Annotated in this window: 16 protein-coding genes; 5 read left to right on the forward strand and 11 right to left on the reverse strand. The window is 71.4% G+C overall.

Going from position 1 to position 19,298, the window contains the following annotated elements:
• Nucleotide 1: 1 nt before the first annotated feature.
• From ACSRUE_RS34630 to ACSRUE_RS34660, 7 genes are all read right to left on the reverse strand, one after another.
• Nucleotides 2–844 carry a DUF4123 domain-containing protein gene (locus ACSRUE_RS34630; protein WP_441287328.1) on the reverse strand — a complete coding sequence of 281 codons (843 nt, stop codon included), beginning with the start codon at nt 842–844 and terminating at the stop codon, nt 2–4.
• Nucleotides 841–1,197 carry a PAAR domain-containing protein gene (locus tag ACSRUE_RS34635; protein ID WP_441287329.1) on the reverse strand — a complete coding sequence of 119 codons (357 nt, stop codon included), beginning with the start codon at nt 1,195–1,197 and terminating at the stop codon, nt 841–843. Before ACSRUE_RS34635 ends, ACSRUE_RS34630 begins: the two co-directional genes overlap by 4 nt.
• Before the next feature lie 19 nt (nt 1,198–1,216).
• Nucleotides 1,217–3,223, reverse strand: coding sequence for a type VI secretion system Vgr family protein (locus tag ACSRUE_RS34640; protein WP_441287330.1), 2,007 nt, complete (start codon nt 3,221–3,223; stop codon nt 1,217–1,219).
• A gap of 166 nt (nt 3,224–3,389) precedes the next feature.
• Nucleotides 3,390–4,166, reverse strand: coding sequence for a class I SAM-dependent methyltransferase (locus tag ACSRUE_RS34645; RefSeq protein WP_441287331.1), 777 nt, complete (start codon nt 4,164–4,166; stop codon nt 3,390–3,392).
• 53 nt (nt 4,167–4,219) lie between these two features.
• Complete coding sequence (locus ACSRUE_RS34650) at nt 4,220–4,639, reverse strand: hypothetical protein (RefSeq protein WP_437768483.1); 420 nt, start codon at nt 4,637–4,639, stop codon at nt 4,220–4,222.
• Nucleotides 4,640–5,013: 374 nt separating this feature from the next.
• The gene (locus tag ACSRUE_RS34655; protein WP_441287332.1) at nt 5,014–5,829 is read right to left on the reverse strand and encodes a hypothetical protein; all 816 of its coding nucleotides are present in this window, start codon (nt 5,827–5,829) and stop codon (nt 5,014–5,016) included.
• Nucleotides 5,826–6,083 carry a hypothetical protein gene (locus ACSRUE_RS34660; protein WP_441287333.1) on the reverse strand — a complete coding sequence of 86 codons (258 nt, stop codon included), beginning with the start codon at nt 6,081–6,083 and terminating at the stop codon, nt 5,826–5,828. The genes ACSRUE_RS34655 and ACSRUE_RS34660 overlap by 4 nt, the downstream gene beginning before the upstream one ends.
• A gap of 207 nt (nt 6,084–6,290) precedes the next feature.
• Between ACSRUE_RS34660 and ACSRUE_RS34665 the strand changes: the two genes are divergently transcribed.
• Nucleotides 6,291–6,563, forward strand: coding sequence for a hypothetical protein (locus ACSRUE_RS34665; protein WP_441287334.1), 273 nt, complete (start codon nt 6,291–6,293; stop codon nt 6,561–6,563).
• 425 nt (nt 6,564–6,988) lie between these two features.
• Entirely contained in the window at nt 6,989–8,377 is a 1,389-nt protein-coding gene (locus ACSRUE_RS34670; RefSeq protein ID WP_441287335.1) for a hypothetical protein, read from the forward strand.
• A gap of 232 nt (nt 8,378–8,609) precedes the next feature.
• Here ACSRUE_RS34670 and ACSRUE_RS34675 read toward each other — a convergent pair whose 3' ends face one another.
• The 4 genes from ACSRUE_RS34675 to ACSRUE_RS34690 all read right to left on the reverse strand — a co-directional run bounded on the left by ACSRUE_RS34675 (nt 8,610) and on the right by ACSRUE_RS34690 (nt 14,962).
• Nucleotides 8,610–10,451, reverse strand: coding sequence for a glycoside hydrolase family 43 protein (locus tag ACSRUE_RS34675; RefSeq protein WP_441293161.1), 1,842 nt, complete (start codon nt 10,449–10,451; stop codon nt 8,610–8,612).
• Between the two features lie 372 nt (nt 10,452–10,823).
• Nucleotides 10,824–12,212, reverse strand: a complete 1,389-nt coding sequence (locus tag ACSRUE_RS34680) for a sigma-54-dependent transcriptional regulator (protein ID WP_437768489.1) — start codon at nt 12,210–12,212, stop codon at nt 10,824–10,826.
• 239 nt (nt 12,213–12,451) lie between these two features.
• Nucleotides 12,452–13,843, reverse strand: coding sequence for an SGNH/GDSL hydrolase family protein (locus ACSRUE_RS34685; protein WP_441287336.1), 1,392 nt, complete (start codon nt 13,841–13,843; stop codon nt 12,452–12,454).
• Between the two features lie 534 nt (nt 13,844–14,377).
• On the reverse strand, nt 14,378–14,962 hold the full coding sequence (locus ACSRUE_RS34690) for a hypothetical protein (protein ID WP_441287337.1): 585 nt from the start codon (nt 14,960–14,962) through the stop codon (nt 14,378–14,380).
• A gap of 558 nt (nt 14,963–15,520) precedes the next feature.
• Here ACSRUE_RS34690 and ACSRUE_RS34695 point away from each other — a divergent pair.
• Genes ACSRUE_RS34695 through ACSRUE_RS34705 form a run of 3 tightly spaced genes read left to right on the forward strand, consistent with a single transcriptional unit; the run spans nt 15,521 to nt 19,298 of the window.
• Nucleotides 15,521–16,339 carry a class I SAM-dependent methyltransferase gene (locus ACSRUE_RS34695; protein ID WP_437899845.1) on the forward strand — a complete coding sequence of 273 codons (819 nt, stop codon included), beginning with the start codon at nt 15,521–15,523 and terminating at the stop codon, nt 16,337–16,339.
• Nucleotides 16,332–16,991, forward strand: coding sequence for a class I SAM-dependent methyltransferase (locus ACSRUE_RS34700; protein WP_441287338.1), 660 nt, complete (start codon nt 16,332–16,334; stop codon nt 16,989–16,991). The genes ACSRUE_RS34695 and ACSRUE_RS34700 overlap by 8 nt, the downstream gene beginning before the upstream one ends.
• 24 nt (nt 16,992–17,015) lie before the next feature.
• Nucleotides 17,016–19,298, forward strand: a complete 2,283-nt coding sequence (locus ACSRUE_RS34705; protein WP_441287339.1) for a hypothetical protein — start codon at nt 17,016–17,018, stop codon at nt 19,296–19,298.

Below are 19,298 nucleotides of genomic sequence, written 5' to 3' on the forward strand. Positions count from 1 at the left end.
GTCACGCCCCCCCGAGCCGCAGCACCTCGCCCGTCTCGCCCTCGATGACGAACCCGCCGATCTCGGTCCCCACGATCTCGCTCCGCTGCCGCGCCGAGCACGACGGCAGGAACAACCGCAGCACCCGCGGATCGTAGAACCGGAAATAGAGCCCCTTCCCCGTCTCTTCGTCCCTCACGATCAGCGACCGCCGCAACCTCTGCCGCACCTCTCGAAGAGGCCTCCGCCCGGTCAGGTAGACTCCCCAGCTCTCGCCCCACCCCTCGTTCACGAGCACCGGCAGGAGCGCCGACCCCTTCTCGATCCGCACCAGGTGCGGCGCCGCCCGGGCCATCGCCTCGCCCGCGACGCCCTCGAAGAGCGAGCGACTCTCGTCCTCGCAGGCGCGCAGCAGCGTGAGGATGCGCCGCTCGCGGGCGGCGTCGAGGAGGGCGAAGAGCGGCTCCGGCTCGCTCTGCAGCGCCTCCAGCGCGACCGCCCGCGCGGCGAGCAGCTCCCGCGACGGCGGCGGGCGCGGCAGCGCAGGCGGGAGATCGGCGCCCAGATCGTCGGGCGCGAGCCGCAGCAGGAAGTGGGTTTGCCCCGCGACGACGAGGGCGCCGTCGCCGATCATCGCCTCGGCGACCGCCTTGCCGTCGACCTGCGTCCCCCGGCGGCTCCGATCGACGAGCCGGCACGCGGCGCCGTCCCACGCGATCTCGAAGTGGACCGGCGCCATCTGCTCGTCCTGCGAGATCACGATATCCGCCCGCCCGAGGCGCCCCACGCGCAGCGCCTCGCCGGCCTGGAGGCGCACGCGCCGCCCGGCGAGCAGCCCTGATGTCACGTGGAGCAGCGCCTTCACCCGGCGCCGCCCATCCGGCAGCTCTCGCAATCGAGGAACGGAGTCCCCGACACGGACGCTGCGAGCAACGCGTCGATGGCGGGGGTCGAGCCGATGTTCACCGTCGGACACCCCGTCACGATCGCGCCCTTCGGCGCCGTCTCGTCGCCGAGCCGCGCGGCCATGGCGCCCTCGATGAACACGGTCGCCGACCCCTGGACGATCGCGGCGCTGGCCGGGCACGCGGCGCGATCGCCGACCCGCGCCGCGGGCTGGAAGCCGATGTTCACCGTCCCGGCCGACGAGACGATCGGCGTGGGCCCAGGGTGCGTCTGGCAGGTGTGCAGATCGGTGAGGCGCGCGGCGGCGGGCATGATCTCGCTCCTCCTCGTCTCAGGGAGACGGCGTGTCCTTGGGGTGCGCCTCTTCGGCCTGGAGCGGCGCCTCCGGGTTCGCGCCCTGGCCGGCGCCCGGCGCGCCGCCGCTGTTGATGTTGACGATGGATCCCACGATGTCGACGCCCCCCGGGTGGATGTCGATGAAGCCCCCTGGCCCCTTGATGGTGAGCCGCTGCCCGGCCTCGAGCACCAGGGTCGCGCCCGCCTTGATGTGGAGCTGCCCGCCGGCCTCGAGCGCGTGGTTCGCGCCCACGCGCTCGTCCCGGTTCACCGCGACCGTGAGCGACACCGAGCCGTCGACGGCCGTTCGCTGGTCCAGCTTCACGTGCACGTGGTCGCCCCCGTGGACGAGCTGCTTTCGCGCGCCCTTCACGACCAGGTGCTCGTCGCCGCCCACGGTGCTCCGCTTGTGGCGCGCGGTGCGCTCGACCTCATCGCGCTTGACGAGCTGGTTCCTGTCGCGCTGCGCCTGCATGTAGACGAGCTCCTGGCCCGCCTGGTCCTCGAACTTGATCTCGTTGTACCCCTCGCCGCCGGGCGACGAGCTGCTCTTCCATGTGCTCACCGTCTTGTGATCCGGCAGCTTGTACGGCACGAGCTCGCGGCCGTTGAAGGCGCGCCCGGCCACGATCGGGAGATCCGGATCGCCGTCGAGGAAGGCCACCAGCACCTCCTGGCCGACGCGGGGGAGCATGAACATCCCGAACCCGGCTCCCGCCCAGCCCTGGCTCACGCGCATCCAGCACGAGCTGTTGTCGTCGAGCTTGCCCTCGCGATCCCACGGGAACTGCACGCGCACCCGCCCGAGCTCGTCGGTGTGGATCTCGGCGCCCGGCGGCCCCACCACGGTCGCGCTCTGCAGCCCGGGCGCGACCGGCCTCGGCGTCTTGCGCGCCGGCCGGTACGGGACCGTGGGATCGGCGAAGAGCGCGCGCCCGCGCACGCTCCACGGCTCGCCGAGCGAGGCCACGATCTCGAGCTCGGCCGCCATCAACGGCCCTTTTCCGAGCTCCGGGTGCGGGTGCTGATCGACGGCGAAGACCCGGCCGGGGTAGAGGTCGATCACGTTGGCCTCGAAGAGCACGCCGCGCTTGTCGGCGCGCATCGCCGCGAGGACCCGCGTCGAGAGATCGGCCCCGTGCTTCGGATCGTGTCGGTAAACGCCCTTGGCGTCGCCGATGGGCGCGCCGCCCCCGGCGCTCGCGGCGAGGAACGCGCCGGGCTCGTAGCGGTACTGCTCGTACTTCGCCTCGGGCGCGGGCGCCGCGGGCGCCTCGCCGGTGAGCGCGAACGAGGGCTTGCGGAAGTCGTGGCCGCGGATCGTGCTCGCGCCGGGCCGGACCTCGTGGCCGAGCCGCACCCTGGTGACGAACTCGCGCTCGGCGGTCTCGAGGGGGTTGTCGACGTACGGCAGCGGCGGCCCCGGCCGCAGCGGCTCCGCCTCGAGCTTGTCGCTCAGGGTGAGCTTGGTGTCCGCCCCGCGGTCGGGGAAGGTGTAGGCGATGCCCGCCTCCTCGAGGAGGCGGCTGAGAAAGGCGTGATCACTCTCGCCGTGCTGGACCCTGTACTCGAGCCTGGGGTACGCGCCGCGATCGATCTTCCACGCCGGCTCGATCGCCCACTCGCCGAGGAGCGCGTCGACGATGTCGGGGATGGAGAGGTGCTGGTAGATGCGGTGGCCGCGGCGCTGGGTGAGCAGCCAGAGGCGCGGCACGATGCGGAGGTAGTACGTCGAGAGCCCCGTCGGCTCGGCCTGCACCTGCTCCACGTGGCTGCACACGCCTTGCCAGAGCCTGCTGTTCAGCCAGTGGAGGTGCGCGGCGTCGGGCTGGATCTGGAGCGACGCGCTCTGGCCGACGAGCGACTCCAGCTCGAGATCCGAGAGCCTGGACCGGGCCCACACCGAGACGGAGAAGAGCTCGGAGACGGCCTCCTGGACCACGACACGGCGCACGGAGAGCGAGGCCTCCCCGGACTGGAACGAGAGCTCGAAGATCGACATTCGGATCGGTCCTGGGTGCGAGCGCCGCCGCGGGAGGCTGCGAAGAGCGCAGGGTAGCCCACCTCGGAAAGGAACGGGGCGTGGCAACCAGGAGCATCACGTCGTCCTGGCCCCGAGACCAGACAAACGTCGACGTGATCTGGAAAAATCCTCGAGATTCTGGGAGTCAGCCTTCGCGTCCCCACGAGTGCGCCGGGGCGAGCCGCGCCTCGAACCAGCAGAACGTCTCGCGCACCCGGAACACGCCGCCGTCGCCGTGCTGCTCGGCGAACCGGGAGAGCGCCGCGGGCTCGACGGCCCGCGGGTCGAACCGCTCGTGGGTCGTCGCCTGCCACCACCTCAGCAAGGCGTCCAGCGTCGGATACACGTGAGTTCCATGCTGCTCCTCCAGGCGGAGCAGCTGCAGCCCGGCGCCCTCGACGTGGTGCGCGAGCGCCGCGGCGTCCTCGAAGGCGAAATCCCGCAGGATCTTCTCCCCCGAGGGGTCGGCGAGCCGCGAGAGCTCCCCGACGAGCGCGGGGAGCGAGGAGACGCACTGGACGAGGATGCGCCCCGCGGGGCGGAGCAGGTCGCGCATCAGGCGGAGTACCGCGCGCTTGTCGCGGATCCAGTGAAACACGAAGTTCGAGAAGACGAGATCGAAGGGGCGGCCCCGGGCGACCTCGCCGAGGCCCTCCGCCGCCGCCACCTGGAACTCCAGGTTGGGCGCGCCTGCGGTGCGCCGGGCGAGCGCGATCCGCGCCTCGTCCGGATCGATGCCAAGGACGCGCCCGTCGGGGCCCACGAGCTCGGCGAGCTGCCGCGTGAGGCCGCCGGTGCCGCAGCCGAGGTCGAGCACGAGCTCGCCCCGCCTCACGCCGGCGAACGCGATGAGGCGCTCGCCGCGACCCCTCTGCCAGAGGCTCCCTCTCCGGTACGCCTGCGCCGCGCTCGACGCGGCCACGGCGTGCCTCCTGACGCCGACGTCCTTGTCGAGGCTCCGAGGAAGAGCACGTCTCATCGCGCACCCCCGTGGTCGAAGCGCGCGGTGATGAAGTAGCCGGAGCCCCGGACCACGTTCGCCGAGTGCGGGACGCCCGGCGGGATCCAGATGCTCGTGCTCTCGGTGACGTGGTGGACGCGGGAACCGAGCTCGACGCGGTACTCGAGGCCCGCGGGATCCGGGAGGATCAGGTTGATCTCCGGGCCGTCGTGGGTGTGCAGCGCCGTGTAATCCCGGCGCGCCGCCTCGGCGCTGTCCACCCGATGAATCGCCAGGTGAACCGGGAACCCCGCGGCGAAGAACCTCCGGATGCACTCGACGTCCTCATGGAACGCGACCGAGGACAGCGGGCTCGGCACGTTGGCGCAGAGGACCGCCTCGTCGAGCCGCTCCTCGACAGAGAGGGACCTCGTGAGGAGATTCATTGTCGTCATCGGTATCGGTCCAGACATCATGGCGCTCAGCTCCGTGTGTTGGCGCGGCGGCGCCGCGCGCCCGTGGACGGGTGTCGCGAGCGAGCGATCACGCAACGCGCGTGCCGCCTGGCGCGCCCTCCCCGGCGTGACGTCCCTGGGCGCAGCGCAAGCGCACCGACGCGACAAAATCGACCCCGATGGGCGGCCGCGGCGCGCGCCGGGCCGACGGCTCGACCTCTGCGCCGGGCGAGCCGCCGTGACATGTCACGGCCGACAGCGTGACATGTCACGGTCGAGAGCGTGACATGTCACGCCCGCCGTCACGCTCTGGCCGTGCCATCGCGCGCCGCCGGTGCGCTCTGTGACCCGTGGCGAGCACCGCGCCACCGTCGTCAGTCGGTGATCGTCTCGTATTGGAGCATCGTCCCGCACGCCGCCGCGAAGTACCCGAGGAGCAACATCATGTCCACGCCTGGCCCGAAGGCGGTCACATTCGCAGAGGAGAAGAACGCGAACAGGATGTCTCCCACGGCCATGAGCGCGCAGCCCGCGAGCAGCGATCCCCAGATCGCCCACACCTTGCCGCCGCGGAAGGCGCGCGCGATCCGCAGCATCACCAGCGCGGGGACGAGCGCGATCAGATCGAGGATGGGATAGGCGATGTTGATGAGCCGCTCGCCGAGCGGCACCGGCGCGCGCGCGATCGGGGCGAGCAAGGGATAACCGATGATCGCCATCGCCGCCGCCGCGCCCGCGGCGATGCCGAGGTGCTCGCGCGCGCTGCCGACGGGGAAGCCGGACGCGCGGTACACGAAGACGAAGCGCACCGACGCGGCGATCAGCAGCGCGTACCCCAGGAGGAACCCGGCGTCCGCGATCGACGGCAGCGGCGCGGGCGCGCGCGCGACGAGGGGATAGTACACGAGCCCGACCTGGCCCAGGGTGAAGAGCGCGAGCCACGCGCCGAGCAGGAACCACGGACCGCGCGCCGGGTTGTCGCGCTCGAGGCGCGCGGCGCTGCGCAGGCCGAACACGGCGGCGACCGCGAGGCACGCGAGCCGCACGAGCGGACCCACGGCCTCGACGACCGACATCGGGAGAAGCCGCTCGGAGAGCTCGGCGGCCTGCGGCACGAGGCGCGGGACGTACACCGCGCACACGATCGTCACCACCACCGGCGCCACGCGGCGAACGGGGACTCGCGTCATGGAGCTCCTCCCTGCGCCCCGATCGCGGCGCGCGCCTCGTCGAGGATCCGCTGGGCCTTGTCGCGCCCGACGAACACGCCGAGCCCCGGCGCGACAGCGGCCAGCAAGCGCTCCACGTCGGCCGGGGAGAGGCGCCCGTGCTTGAACCCCAGCTTGTCCGCCTGGCTGCGCACGGCCGCACGCGCCATGTTCTCGCCGAGGTACGGCGCGAGCACGTGCACCAGCTTCTTGATGACCTCGTCCGCCGGGAGCATCGCCCTCAGCAGCGACGCGCCATGGCGGCCGGGAGCTCGCCCTGACGGACGACGTGGATGGTCATGGGGGCGCTCGCAAGGTAGCTCGCGCCGCGCGAGAGGGGCAACGAGGCAAAGGACGCGCCCGCGCTCCGCCCCACATGCTCCATGACGATCTTGGAGAGCTCATCGAGCTGCCCGCGCCCGAGCCGGCGCTCGAGAGCCGCGGTGTTCGCGCCGCAGCGCAAACGCGATACCCTCCTTCAGGGTTTGAAGCGTCACGAGATCGCCGAGACCGACGCCCTGTTCGATCAACGACTGCGCGATCCGCGGCTGGACGCCGGTGAGCACCACCTGGGCGGGGCTGCCTCCACGCGCTGCCTCTCGGTCGGGCAGAAACGGGCAATTATGGCCTCACTGAACGGGATCAACCGGCGATACAGCTTCACTTTTCCAAGAGGAAGGCGGATGGCGCACGGAACCCTCGATCACCTGGGGTGAGCGGTGATCACCCTTGACTTATTAAAAACTCTTTACTTTCCCCTCGCCCGCGGCTCATCCAACGACGGCAATGATCGTTTTGGAGCAAATTTACACCCGCTTCTCTGCTCGGAGGCCTCGTGCTACGCCAATGTCACCGGCGGTTGGCCGATGCTCCATCTGGCGTCCGGCTCAGCGGCTGCGCGGAAGCATGCGCCCGGAACCCAGCGGTCCGGCATCCAGCGGTAACGAGGAGCACCATGCGAATCAACGATCAGGCAGGTCCGTCCACCGTGTCATTGGGCAAGATGTCTCAACGCACGTTCGGTTTCCTCTCGTGCGTTACGGCGTTGCTGCTGGGCGCCTGTGGCGGCGAAGACCCCGACGTCGGGGGCTCTGGTGGAGCAGGCGGCGGCGTTTCGTCCACCTCCACCACGACCTCCTCGTTGACCGGCACAAGCGCCGGCCCCAGCACGAGCGGCGCCGGCGCCGGCGACCCCTCCACCTCCGCCGCGACCACGGGCTCCTCCTCGTCGACGGGAGATCCCGCCGGTGGCCCCGTCGGCTCGAGCGGGACGGGCGACACGCACCCGAAGGATCATTGCGTCGATGGTTTTGATCCCCATCCCAGCGACGCGACGATGAAGGACGGCGCGGCGGAGTTCCTGAAGAACAACCAGATCGATCTCACGGTTCAGCCGGAAGTCATCTCCTGGATGGAAGAGAACGAATGGCAAGCCGCCCACTTCGAGTGGCACAGCATCCGGCGCTGCAATGGCGGCATGGGCATGAGCAGGGTCAACATCTGCAAGTCGGCGGTCCCGGTCCCGTCGGACCAGGAGTGCAAGACGACGGGCGACGGCTACCAGTTCCTCGCCATGCACCGGCACATGATCCAGTCGCTGAAGCAGCTCTGGCCGAAGCACTCGGAGCAGTTCGAGGGCTTCAAGAAGTTCCCCACGACGGCGGAGGAGCTGCCCCAGCAGTGGAGATCGGACTTCAGGCCCTGGAGCTCCACGACGCTCGCCAACGCGAAGATCGGCGACGAGATCGACAAGCCGGAGAACCTGAGCCGCTTCCCGGACGAGGGCGCGCTCGGTATGTGGCTCCAGTGCTTCGCCGGCCAGGCCATCCCGGGCACCAACCAGCAGGCCAGCGGCCTTCACGGCGATCTCCACTTCAAGTGGGTGCGCCCCCAGAACACCGACCACGGCCTCGGCAACCAGTTCACGAACATCGACAACTACATGTTCTGGAAGCTGCACGGCTGGATCGACAACGTCTGGGAGAAGTACCGTGTCGCCAAGGGCATGTCGCCCACCGACCAGAAGCTGAAGGACGCGGTGGCCGCCCAGTGTTACGAGATGGACGCGATCGCCCAGGTCATCAATCCCGACCTGAAGCCGGATCCGGATCCGGGAAATCCCCTGCCCGAGGAGTCCGGCGTGTTCCATGAGACCATCCGTCCGATCTTCGAGAGCGCGATCCACAAGTGCAGCGGTTGCCACGCTGCGCCGTCGACCGGTCCCCAGGCAGGTCTGTCGCTCGGCGGCGACATCAGCTCGACGGACATCGTCGCGGGCCTCGTCAACAAGACCGCCAAGGGCGGCGGGCAGTTCAAGCTCGTGGTCCCGGGAAACCCGGACCAGAGCTGGCTCTACCTCAAGGTCGCAGGGACGGCCGGGAGCGCCGGATGCAGGCCTTCCGCCGGAGGCACCTGCCAGACGGGCGTCATGCCGCAGGCCGCGGACGGCAAGCCGACCGTGACGAGCGCTGAGCTCGCGGCCCTCCGCCAGTGGATCCAGAGCGGCGCGCCCGCGCCGACGAGGAACTAGACTCGCCCCGCTCGGCCTCCCCCACGGCCCGCTCGCCCCTGCGCCGGCGCGGCCCCTGGGAGGCAACCCCCCGTCAAGGCACGCCTCTCCATCGTCATCGATGAACGCCGCCGGCTCGATGCCACCCCCTGGGGTGCGCGAGCCGGCGGGCGACGCAGCGCGCCATCGAGCGGACCTGTGGGGCTCTCGCTCTCGGCCACGCGGATGACCATGCAGGCGGCCGGCTCGCATCTTACGGCTTGGTTACCTCGAAGGACGCGACCTTCACCGAGCCGCCCAGAGACTGCGTGGCGTAGTTGAAGATGCCGAACCGGTAACCGAGGAAGTACTGCCAGTTCTTGTTCATGTTGAGCGTGTTGCCCAGGTTGGTGAATCGGGCGCCGTCCGTGCTGTAGGAGAAGCGCGCTTGCGCGCCGCCGTTGTCCGAGCGGACGTTGGCCTCCACGCGCAGCCAGATCGTGTTGCCGGACGCCTCGGCGGAGGCCACCTCGGTGCCCGTGCTCGTCGTGGCCCAGGAGGTGTTCATGTTGACGCCGTTGGTCATCACGACGCGCGCCGCCCCGTTGGTCTTCTTGACACCGATCCACGCCGACACGTCGCGCAGGGCAGCGAGGCCGGCGACATCGCCGTTCTGCATCTTGCTATGATCGAGCTCGATCGTCGCGATCGACACGGGCCCTTCGACACGGCGCGTCAGCGTGTTTCGAGCGGCGTACAGGTCGTTGGTCACCGTCGCGGCTTGCAGGGTCAGCCCGGCCCCGGACGACCACTTGGTGCTGTCGGGGTTGTGGTTCCACTCCCACTCGGGGCGCAGGGTCGCCTCCGCGAAGGTGTCCTTGGTCGTAGGCGGCTTCACTCGGTTCGATCCGCAAGGCAGGTTCGGGAAGGGGTACGTACCTCCCCATTTGCCGTCCACCAGGGTGAGCGAGGGCCATCCGTCGGTCCAGGTCATCGGGGCCATCACCGGGATGCGGCCAGCCGGGTACGAGTCGTTGAAGCCGAGGTAGTACCAGTCGCCGTTCTGCGTCTGGACGACGCCGCCCTGGTGCGGGGACCCGCCGGAGCCCGGAGCGCCGGCGTAGGGCAGCTTGACCGCGAAGGGCCGCAGCTCGTAGGGGCCGAAGGGCCCGCTCGTCGAGCGGAGCACGTACTCACCGTTCGCGTACTGCGTGGTGAAGATGTAGTAGTCTCCGTCCTTCTTGATGATGCGAGAGCCCTCCAGCGGTCCGGAGATGTTGCCCGGCGTCTGGAAGACGACCTGATTCTTGACCTGGCTGAAGCCGTCTGCGCTCAGCTGCGCCACGCTGATCGTGTTGTTTCCGTAGGCCACGTACATGGTGTCGTCGTCGTCGATCAACAGCCCCATGTCGTAGTAGCAGCCGCCCTTGTGCTTCTCCCACGGGCCTTCGGGGGACTTGGCCGTGAAGACCCAGCCGCCGCCCTTGTTGTGCATGCAGCCCATCCAGTAGAAGGTCTTGTTGCTCTTCCGGTACTGGAGCGTGGAGGCCCAGATGCCGTTCACATACGATCTATCCCGGCCCAGGTCGTACGACGGGTCGACGTCGAGCAGAGGAACGGAGTGGGAGACGTATTCCCAGTGGACCAGATCGTAGGAGCGGAGCAGGGGCGCTCCAGGCGCATGGTGGAAGGTGGACGCCGTGTAGTAGTAGGCGTCGTCCACGCGAATGACCTCCAGATCGGGGAGGTCTTGCCAGAGGAGAGGATTGGAATAGGTCTCGGGGCAGACGGCGGGGGCGCTGCCGCCGTCGCCGCCGTCACCGCCGCCGCCGCCGGCGCCGGGGTCGCCGCCCCCGGACGCGGCCGAGCTTCCGCTGGCGCTCGTCGAACCGCCGCTCGTCGTTTGCCCATCGCTCCCGCCCGAGCCGCTGCTGCTCGAAACGCCCGGTCCAGGGCCGGTCGTCGCGCCCGTGGCGCCGCCGCCGCCATCACCGTCGCCGCCCTGCGACTCGCCACTACAACTTGCGAGGAGAGCGAGGAGACATACAGCGGACGCCGCACCGCCTGCACGTCGGTTGAGAAAGCGGGGGTTGGTAGATCGGGAAGGGAAGTGCATGGTGATGCCCTGATGAAGAGGTGTCAGCGAGAGCGCGCGGTGCACCGCTGTCAAAAAAAAAGAAAAACGAAACGTGTCGGGGCGACGCCGCTCCCTGGTCGGGACGACCCGGCGTGGTCGCGCGGTCGCCGCCCAGAAGCGTTCGCCCGAAAGTTTCGGGAAAATTCACAGGGAGGCAGGGAGACGGGGAGTAAAATTCCACCGACTCCCCGTCTCCCCCGCCTCCCTGTTCAATTTCCCGCGAAAAATGCCCAGCCCAAGGGAGGCTTTGTCAGGTCGCCGCCCTGCCCGAGCGCGCCTGAGTCAATTGTGAACGTTCACATTCCACCAGTCAACCAAAATTGACGGGGGCGCGCCGCCGGCGGCGGAGGCTCAGGAGCGCGGCCGGGGGATCCCGAGCCGCTGCCGCCGCTCCCACAGCGCCTTGCGGCTGATGCCGAGGCGGCGGGCGATCTCGGTCTCCGTCAGCTCGTGCTGGTGCTCGAGGACGAAGCGGCGGAAATAGCCCTCGAGAGAGTCGGACGGGGGCTCTCCCTCGTGCGCGTCCGCGGCAGGCGCGGGCGAAGGCGGTGGCGGGGGCGCGTCGAGCCCGAGCAGCTCCAGCCCGATCTCGCTCGCATCGGCGAGCACCATCGCGCGGTGAACGGCGTTCTCCAGCTCCCGGATGTTGCCCGGCCAGGGGGCCGCCGCGATGGCGGCGCGCGCCTCCGGCGTCAGCGTGAGCGGCGCGCGGCCCATCGCCCACGCGCGCCGCCGGAGCAGCGACTCCGCGAGGCGCACGGCGTCGCCCGGCCGCTCGCGCAGCGGCGGGAGGCGGATCTCGAGGACCCGCAGCCGGAAGTAGAGGTCGCTCATGAACGATCCGTCGCGCGCCATCGCCGCGAGATCTCGGCGCGTCACCGCGATGAGGCGCACGTCGACGCGCCGGGCGCGGGTCGCGCCCACGCGCCGCACCTCGCCCGTCTGGAGGAAGCGGAGGAGCCGCGCCTGGACCTTCGGCGGCAGCTCGGCGATCTCGTCGAGCAGCAGCGTCCCGCCCTCCGCGGCCTCGCAGAGCCCCGCGCGCGCCGAGATCGCGCCGGGGACGGCGCCGCGCTCGTAGCCGAAGAGCTCCCCCTCGATCTGCCCCTCGGGGATGGCCGCGCAGTGGACCGGGACGAACGCCAGGTGCCGGCGCGGGCTCAACCGGTGCACGGCGCGGGCGAGCGTCTCCTTGCCCGTGCCGCTCTCGCCGAGGACGAGCAGCGTCGCCTCGCTCGGGGCGACCTTGCGCACCCGCGCGAAGACCTCGCGCATGGCCGCAGAGCCGCCGACCATGCCCTCGAGCTCGTCGTCTTCAGATGTAGGCGGCACGGACGGCGCGGGCGCCGAGGCGCGCGGCGCGACGTCGGGGAGCGCGCTCCGCTCCGATCGCGCGCCGGGGAGATGATGGTCGAGGAGGGCGACGAGCTCGGCATGATCGAACGGCTTCGACAGGTAATCCGCGGCGCCGCGCTTCACGGCATCCACGGCCGCCTTCACCGTGGCGTAGCTCGTCATGAGCACGACCGGCGCGCCGCCGCACTGCCCGACGAGCGCGGTGCCCGGCGCGCCCGGCAGGCGCACGTCGGCCAGCACCAGATCGAACGCGCGCAGATCGTGATCCGCCGAGGCGTCCTCGACCGACCCCGCCTCGATGACGTCGTGCCCATGACGAACGAGCAGCCGCCGGAGCTCCGTCCGGATGACGACCTCGTCCTCGACCAGCAGGATCCGGCTCACGGCGCCACCTCGAGCCCGCGCATGGGACAAGGCTACTCAGGACCGGTGCGGCTGAATACGTGAGGACGCATGACGCAACGCACCAACGATGACGGCTCAGTTGTCCAGGTTACTGATCGCAGCGCCATGCGAGGACCGAGGCGCATTCTCCGCCGGAGAAGCAGGGGGCTTCACCGGGCGCGCAGGGGCTCCGAGCTCCGCGCGCCCCATCATGCTCCCCCCCACGATCGGCCTGCGATTTATGGCTTGGGGACGAACAGCAGGAGGTCAATGGAATTCGCCATCGCCTCCAGGCCGGCCGAGTTCAGGTGCAGCCCGTCGCTCTCGAAGTTGAAGTCAGCTCTCAGCTTGGCGGGATCCTCGGGGTCGGCGACCGCCGGCTCGAAATCGATGACGCCGTCGAACTTGCCGCTCATGCGGATCCAGGTGTTGACCGCCTGGCGCGTGGCCTCGTGCTCGTCGGTGTAGTACTTGTTGCCCTTGAACTGCGTGATGGGCGCTCCGTAAACGAGCATCCCCTTGTCATGCGCCTTGGTGATGAACTCGCCATAGGCCGCGATCAGGCCGTCGCCGACGGGCGGCGCGCTGTCGGTGCCGATGTCGTTCGTGCCGATGAACGTGATCAGCCATTTCGCGCCGCGCTGGTCCAGGACGTCACGCTGGAAGCGGGCCTTGGCGGTCGGCCCGAGCCCGCCGGCGAGCACGTTGCCCCCGCCGATGCCCAGGTTCAGCACGGCGACCTGCTGGGTCCCCTGATTGGAACGCAGGCGGCGAGACAGGAAGTCCGGCCAGCGGGTGTTCATGTCCGTGATCGAGCCACGGCCATCGGTGATCGAGTCACCGAGGATGACGACCGCCGCGGCCTCGGGGACCGCATCGACGTCGAGGCCCGTGATGTAGTACCAGTGCGCCGTGGACACAGGGGAGGTCAGGTTCGCCGCCGAGACCCCGTTGCCGGTCTGGATATACGAGTTGGTCCGCGAGCCCGGGTGTCCGGTGATCCCGGCCGGCACGGCGCCGAACTTGATGGTCACCGCCATCTTGGTGAGGGGCTTGATGGTGTACTCGATCGGATCGGAGAAGACCGTCTTGCCCACCGGGATGGTCACCGCATCGGCCCCCGCGAACTTCAGGGCATGATCGGTGGCCACGTTGATGCCGTCGGCGGTCGTCGACTCGGCGATGTGGACCGACTCCATGGTCACCGGTCCGTCGCCGAACTCGTTCGAGAGCAGCAGTCGCACGCCCTTGCCGCCGATCGACGTATAGATCACCTGGCGCAGCGTGTTGTTGGCGAGGCCCGGCGCGGGCGGGTTGTTGCCCTCCTCGGTCAGCTGCGGGCCGGTCGTCCACGTCCCGACCCAGTGCGCCTCCGCCGCGCCGCCGGCGCCACCGCCGCCATCGCCACCCCCCACGCCCGTGGCCCCGCCGCCGCCGGTGGCGCCGGCGCCGCCCCCTCCGGTGTCGCCGCCGCCAGCGCCGCCGCCGCCGGAGGCGTCACCCCCGCCGGAGCTCGCCGCGCTGCTCGAGCTGGACGTCGAGCTGGACGTGCTGCTCGACGTCGTGGTGTCCGTGTCATCGCCGCAGCCGGCGACAGCCAAAAACAGAAGAGCACAAAGAATTCTTCGCATGGTCCTCGACGCTCGAAAGATTGCTGTGTTCGCGATCGTTCGAATTGCCCCTCGGCGCACCGCCCCCGATCAGCAGCTCCTTCAGCGCATTCGAACTTTCGAGTTTCCTTGATTTCAGCTGATAGCGCGCCGGTTCGCTCGTGCGCACAGCGTCGCCCGGATCGAGCCCGGATCGAGCGAAGAGCTCGTCTCGATGGCTGCGCTGCCCACCGTCGATGTCCGGAGGCGCGCGGGAGAGCGCGGGCCGATGCCATGCCCCTCACACGCGCCATCGAGTGTGTCACACGAGGACTCGATATACTACACGGTTCATCGCCGGGAGAACGCCCGGGGGGCGCCGTCCGGCCAGGTGACGTTACGTTCGGTAACGCTTCGACGCGCTCGCGTTACGTTCGGTAACACCCGGCGCGGCGCGTCGTCTAGGCGCTTCGGCCCATGCCCGAGGCCGCCGCGGGTCGCGCGGGCGGCGCTCCGGCCAGGCCGGCGCCGGCGGCGCGCCGCCGGGCGGCTGGCGGAATGACCTGGCGGCAGGGGTCAGGACGAGCGCTCGGCGGGACCGGCTGCGAGGGCCTCGTGCACGGCCTCGCGCGTCCCGGTGCCGGCGAGGAGATGCCACGCTCGGAGCGTCGGCAGGTCGCGCATGGCCTCCACGGCCAACCGCAGCGGCGGCGGCATGGGGCCGAACCGAGCCTCGTAGAGCTCGATCGTCGCCTGCGCCATCCCCTGCGCCATCCCTTGCGCGACCCCCTGCGTGCGTCCCTGCTCGATGAATTGCTCGACGAGTTCCTGCGTGGTCATCACGAACTCCTCTTCTTCCGGTGTCGCTGGCCCGCGCTGGGCGACCTCCGCTCGGAAGCGTAGCAGAGGACCGAGCGCGATGTCGCGCTCCGACGCGTCCTCCGGCAGCCGCCGGAAATCTTCGATCGCCTCTCGCAGCACACGCCCTCCGCCCATCAGCCGCATCAGCAGGGTCGAGCGCACGCGCGGCAGCTCGCCGAGGACGATCAGCGCGGTTCGCAGCAGTCCGGGGCCTTCGTACACCCCGCGAGCCACCCGGCCATCGGCTCCATGCGCAGACCGGCGATCACGGCGGTTGGGCGGCCGGTCGACAACATCCACAGAAACGGGGGGTGCGCGATGTCCTTCGCCAGCCGATCGAATCGGTTCCGCATGGCGGGCGCAGGCTGGCACGCCGAGTGGACGAGATGAAGAAAAGTGCAGGCTCGCCCGCACGGCGGGCATCGCAAACCGCTTACGCGCGCTCGGCACAATGCATTTCCCCTTCGACACGCCAAGTGCCACCAACAGCTGTGATCACACGGTGACCAAACATCTGGCTGCCCGTGGCCGCGTACTCGAACTCGAAGAAGATGGGCGCGTCCTCGCGCGGCAGCCCCGTACAGGCGCAGACAAGGTGCTTCACGAGCACGCGTCCGGTCGTCTCCGACCGGCCGAGCCGGAACCCGGCGTAGCACGGCCTCGGCGTCCCCCGTGTCGGAGAAATTCGGCCGTACCCGAGGAGCGCCGCTCCGATGTTAGGATGCGGCGCATGCCCCCGCCGCACCTCGATCCCGGAGCGCTCAAAGCCATCGTCGAGTCCCCCGATGAGCCAGACCCGACCGATGCGGTCCGCGCATACCGGCGCTCCTTGCGCCTCCACGGGTGATGAGCGCCCCCATGGACCGAGAGTGGCCGCTCGACGCGGACGACTTCTCCGCCTACTACGCCTTCGCGCCGGCGGCGCTCGCCATCCGCGAGTGCGTGCGGCTGCGCGCCGTGCGCGAGCTCGACCTGCCGGAGCCGCTGCTCGACGTCGGCTGCGGCGACGGCCTGTTCGCGCGCCTCGCCTACCCGGACAAGCAGGCGTGGGGCATCGACATCAACCCGACCGAGGTGCAGCGCGCGCAGCGGACCGCGTCGTACCGCACGCTCATCTGCGGCAACATCGTCAACGTCCACCTGCCCGAGGGGTTCTTCGGCAGCGCGATCGCCAACTGCAGCCTCGAGCACGTGCCCGATCTCCACGGGGCCCTCGTGAACATCCGGCGCGCGCTCCGGCCCGGGGCGCGGTTCGTGCTCATCGTGCCCACGCCCGACTGGACGTACCAGCTCGCCCTGCCCGAGGCGCTCCGCTCCGTGGGCCTGGTCGGCCTCTCGCGGGCGTACGGCGACGCGCTCGATCGGGTCTTCTCGCACGTCCACCTCTACGACGAGGCGGGCTGGCGCGATCACCTCGCGCGCGCGGGCTTCGACCTCGTGGAGACGCGCCCCATCGCGGGCCGGCCGACCTCGTGGGCGTTCGACTTCATGCTGTACCCGAGCTTGCTCGGCTACGTGATGCGCAAGCTCACCGGCCGCTGGGTCGCCATGCCAGCGCTCCGCCCGCTCACCGTCGACGTGGCGCGCGCCGTGGTCAACGCGCTCGGGCGCCTCGCCCCGGGCGGCGACGCGGCCGCCGAGTACCTGCTCGTGGCGCAGGCGGGGCCCGATGGCTGAAACGGCGGCGCCGCCCGGCGACTACTTCTCGAACCACCGCCGCCGCGAGCGGTTCCCGTGGTCGCTCTACCACGGCGCGCTCACCCGCCCCCTCGCCCGCGCCATCGCCGCGCGCGGCCCGCGCCCGCGCGTGCTCCTCGTCGGCTGCGGCCTCGAAGGGGAGATCCCCGGCGCGCCGCCCGCGACGGAGCTCTACGGCTGCGATCTCGACGCGCGCGCCATCGAGGCGTGCCGGCGCCTCTACTCCGCGCGCGCGGAGCGCTTCGCCGTCTGTCCGGGGCCGTACGAGCTCCCGTCGGGCGGCGGGTTCGACGGCCCGTTCGACGTCGTGCTCGCGAAGGAGGTCGTCGAGCACACCCTCGATCCGTCGCGCTGGGCGCGCGGGCTCTCGGCGCGCCTCGCGCCGGGCGGCGCGCTGCTGCTCACGACCCCGAACTACGGCCGGCTGTCCACGCTGCCGCTCCTCGAGGCCACGGTGCTCGAGTGGATCGCGCGCCGCGACGGCTTCTCGCGCAAGCACATCCACCCGAGCAAGTTCGACGAGCGCAGCCTCGCGGCGCTCGACGTCGGGGAGCGGATGCGGCTCGTGTCGGTGCGGCGCACGCTCACCGGCTGGTCGCTCCTCGGCACCTGGCAACGCGCCCCGGGCTGACCCGGGCGAAGGCGAGCTTTGTTGATGCTCTACCTCCTGCTCGCGCTCGGCGTCCTCGTCCTCCGGCTGGCCGAGCTCCGCGCGGGCGCGGCCGCAGACCCCACCGCGCCCGCGCCGGCCGTACCCGTCGCGCCCGGGCCCGCGCCGCGCCTCGCCTGGCTCGCGGCGGCGGCGGCGGTGGCGGTGGCGCTCCTGCCCGCGCTGCGCGACGCACCCGCGCTCGCCGGGCCCGGCGCCGCGCTGTCGAAGGACACGATCTCGCACCTCGCCATCGCCTACGACATCGCGACGAGCGGCCTGCCGCACGGGTGGATCGCCACGAACAACGGCGGCTTCCCGGTCGCGCTGCACTACCCGCCGGTCGGCTGGCTGCTCGTGGCGGCGCTGATCCGCCTCGGCGTCGCGCCGGTGGTCGCGGTGAAGGGGCTCGGCTTCGCCGCCTTCATCGGGGCGCCGCTGCTCGTCGTCGCCGCGGCCCGCGCGGTCGGCGCGCGGCCCGCTTCGGCCGCCGCCGGCGCGGTGGCGCTCGCGTGGGTCGCGCCGTACGTGCAGTTCGCCGGCGGGTGGCCGTCGTTCTTCCTCCTCGGGCTGCTCTCGCAGATCCTGGTCATCCCCGTCGTCATCGCCTGGGCCGCCGCGGTGATCCGCCCCGCCCGCTTCGAGCTCGGGCCGGCGCTCGCCGCCGCCTGCGCGGCGACGCACCCGCAGGTCTTCACGGTGAGCGCCGCCGTCCTGGGCGCGGCCGCGATCGCCGCGTGGGATCGGCGGCTGTGCGCGCGCGTGCTCCGCTCGCTCGCCGGCGGCGGCCTGGTCGCGGTCGCGCTCTACGGCCCCGGCATCGCGTCGATGGCCGCGCCCTTCGGCTGGCCTGCGGGCCTCGGCTGGCGGCACATCGGCTTCGGGCCCGAGCGCGTGCTGCCGTGGATGCTCGACGGCGATCTGCTCGACTACGAGCACGCCCCGGTGATCGGCTCCGCGTGGATCGCCGCCTGTCTCCTCCACGCGACGCGCCTCCGCGCCCCGGCGTCGCGGGCCGTCCTCGCGGCGTCGGCGGTCGCGCTGCTCCTGTCGATGAGCGGCGGCTGGATCGTCGGCGCAGGCCCGCTCGGCCGCGCGCTGCTCTCGCTGTTCCAGCCGATGCGCGCCCTCGCCCTCCTGCCGCTCGTCGCGGCCGCGGCCATCCTCAGCGCGCTCGACCTCGCGGCGGCGGCGCTCGCGCGCATCGGCGCCGCGCTGGCCGCGCGGGGCGCGCGGGGCGCGCGCCGCTCGCGCCCCGCGCTCGCCGGGCTCCTGCCAGCCGCGCTCGCCGGGCTCTTGCCGGCCGCGCTCGCGCTCGTCGCGGCCCTCGAGATCCCCGCCCGCGCGGCCGATCTCCACGTCATGGCAGAGAAGCAGGCCGCGCTCGTCGCGTCGCGCCGCTGCCCGCCTCCCGCCGAGGGCTTCGACCCCGATCTCATCGCCCGCTGGCTCGCCGAGGCGCCGCACGGCCGCGCGAGCTACGCCGCCGAGGACGAGTTCGCGACCTGCTCGATGATGCACGCCGCCCATCTCCGCCGCGCGGTCCCGATGGCCGTCTCGACAGGCGCCGGCGCGCATGTGGGCGTTCACGCCGCGGCCTTCCTCGAGGTGGCGCCCGAGCGCCCCGGGAGCGCCGCGCGCGCGGAGGCGCTCGGCATCCGCACGCTCATCCACCTCACCGCGCAGCGGCCGGGGCCGCCCGAAGCGTGGGCGCTCGTGGACAGGCGCGGCGAGGTCGAGCTGTCGCGGCGGGTGGGCGGCACGGACTACGTGGGGCTCGGGTGCGTGCGCGAGGTGTGGCGCGGCCGGGAGGCCGATCTGCTCGCGGCGCTCTTCGAGCACCTGAAGCAGCCGCGCACCGTGCTCGACACGCCCGGCGAGCTCGTGGCGCTGGAGGCGGCCCGCGGCCCGCTCGAGCGCGTGGCCGTGGCCGGCGACGGCTGCGACGCGGCCCGCGCCAGCGTGCGCGAGGCGCCGCGCGAGCCGGGCGCGTACGAGGCGATCGTCGACGCGGAGGCGCCTGTCGACGTCGTGTTCCGCGCGACGGCGTACAGCGGCTGGCGCGTGCGCGACGGCGGCGCCGAGCTGGCCACGACGCGCGTCGCCCCGGGCTTCTTCGCGGTGCGCGTCGGCCCCGGCCGGCACCACCTGGAGGCGGTGGTGGCGCTGCCGCGGTTCTACGTGCCCTTGCTCGCGCTGGCGTGCGGGGCCGCGCTCGCGCTGGGGGCGCCGCGGCTCCGGCGGGCGCTCTTCCGCCGTGGCCGGCTAGCAGTCACCGAGCGCCGGTGA

Origin of the sequence: Sorangium sp. KYC3313, assembly GCF_052075895.1 — a bacterium.
GTDB classification, from domain to species: Bacteria; Myxococcota_A; Polyangia; order Polyangiales; family Polyangiaceae; genus Sorangium; species Sorangium cellulosum_B.

Excerpts from the sequence above, each read along its gene's own strand:
- ACSRUE_RS34635 (WP_441287329.1), bottom strand. The coding sequence starts at position 1,197 with ATGCCCGCCGCCGCGCGCCTCACCGATCTGCACACCTGCCAGACGCAC.
- ACSRUE_RS34660 (WP_441287333.1), bottom strand. The coding sequence starts at position 6,083 with ATGCTCCCGGCGGACGAGGTCATCAAGAAGCTGGTGCACGTGCTCGCG.
- ACSRUE_RS34705 (WP_441287339.1), top strand. The coding sequence starts at position 17,016 with ATGCTCTACCTCCTGCTCGCGCTCGGCGTCCTCGTCCTCCGGCTGGCC.
- ACSRUE_RS34640 (WP_441287330.1), bottom strand. The coding sequence starts at position 3,223 with ATGTCGATCTTCGAGCTCTCGTTCCAGTCCGGGGAGGCCTCGCTCTCC.
- ACSRUE_RS34695 (WP_437899845.1), top strand. The coding sequence starts at position 15,521 with ATGGACCGAGAGTGGCCGCTCGACGCGGACGACTTCTCCGCCTACTAC.
- ACSRUE_RS34675 (WP_441293161.1), bottom strand. The coding sequence starts at position 10,451 with ATGCACTTCCCTTCCCGATCTACCAACCCCCGCTTTCTCAACCGACGT.
- ACSRUE_RS34655 (WP_441287332.1), bottom strand. The coding sequence starts at position 5,829 with ATGACGCGAGTCCCCGTTCGCCGCGTGGCGCCGGTGGTGGTGACGATC.
- ACSRUE_RS34650 (WP_437768483.1), bottom strand. The coding sequence starts at position 4,639 with ATGACGACAATGAATCTCCTCACGAGGTCCCTCTCTGTCGAGGAGCGG.
- ACSRUE_RS34700 (WP_441287338.1), top strand. The coding sequence starts at position 16,332 with ATGGCTGAAACGGCGGCGCCGCCCGGCGACTACTTCTCGAACCACCGC.
- ACSRUE_RS34685 (WP_441287336.1), bottom strand. The coding sequence starts at position 13,843 with ATGCGAAGAATTCTTTGTGCTCTTCTGTTTTTGGCTGTCGCCGGCTGC.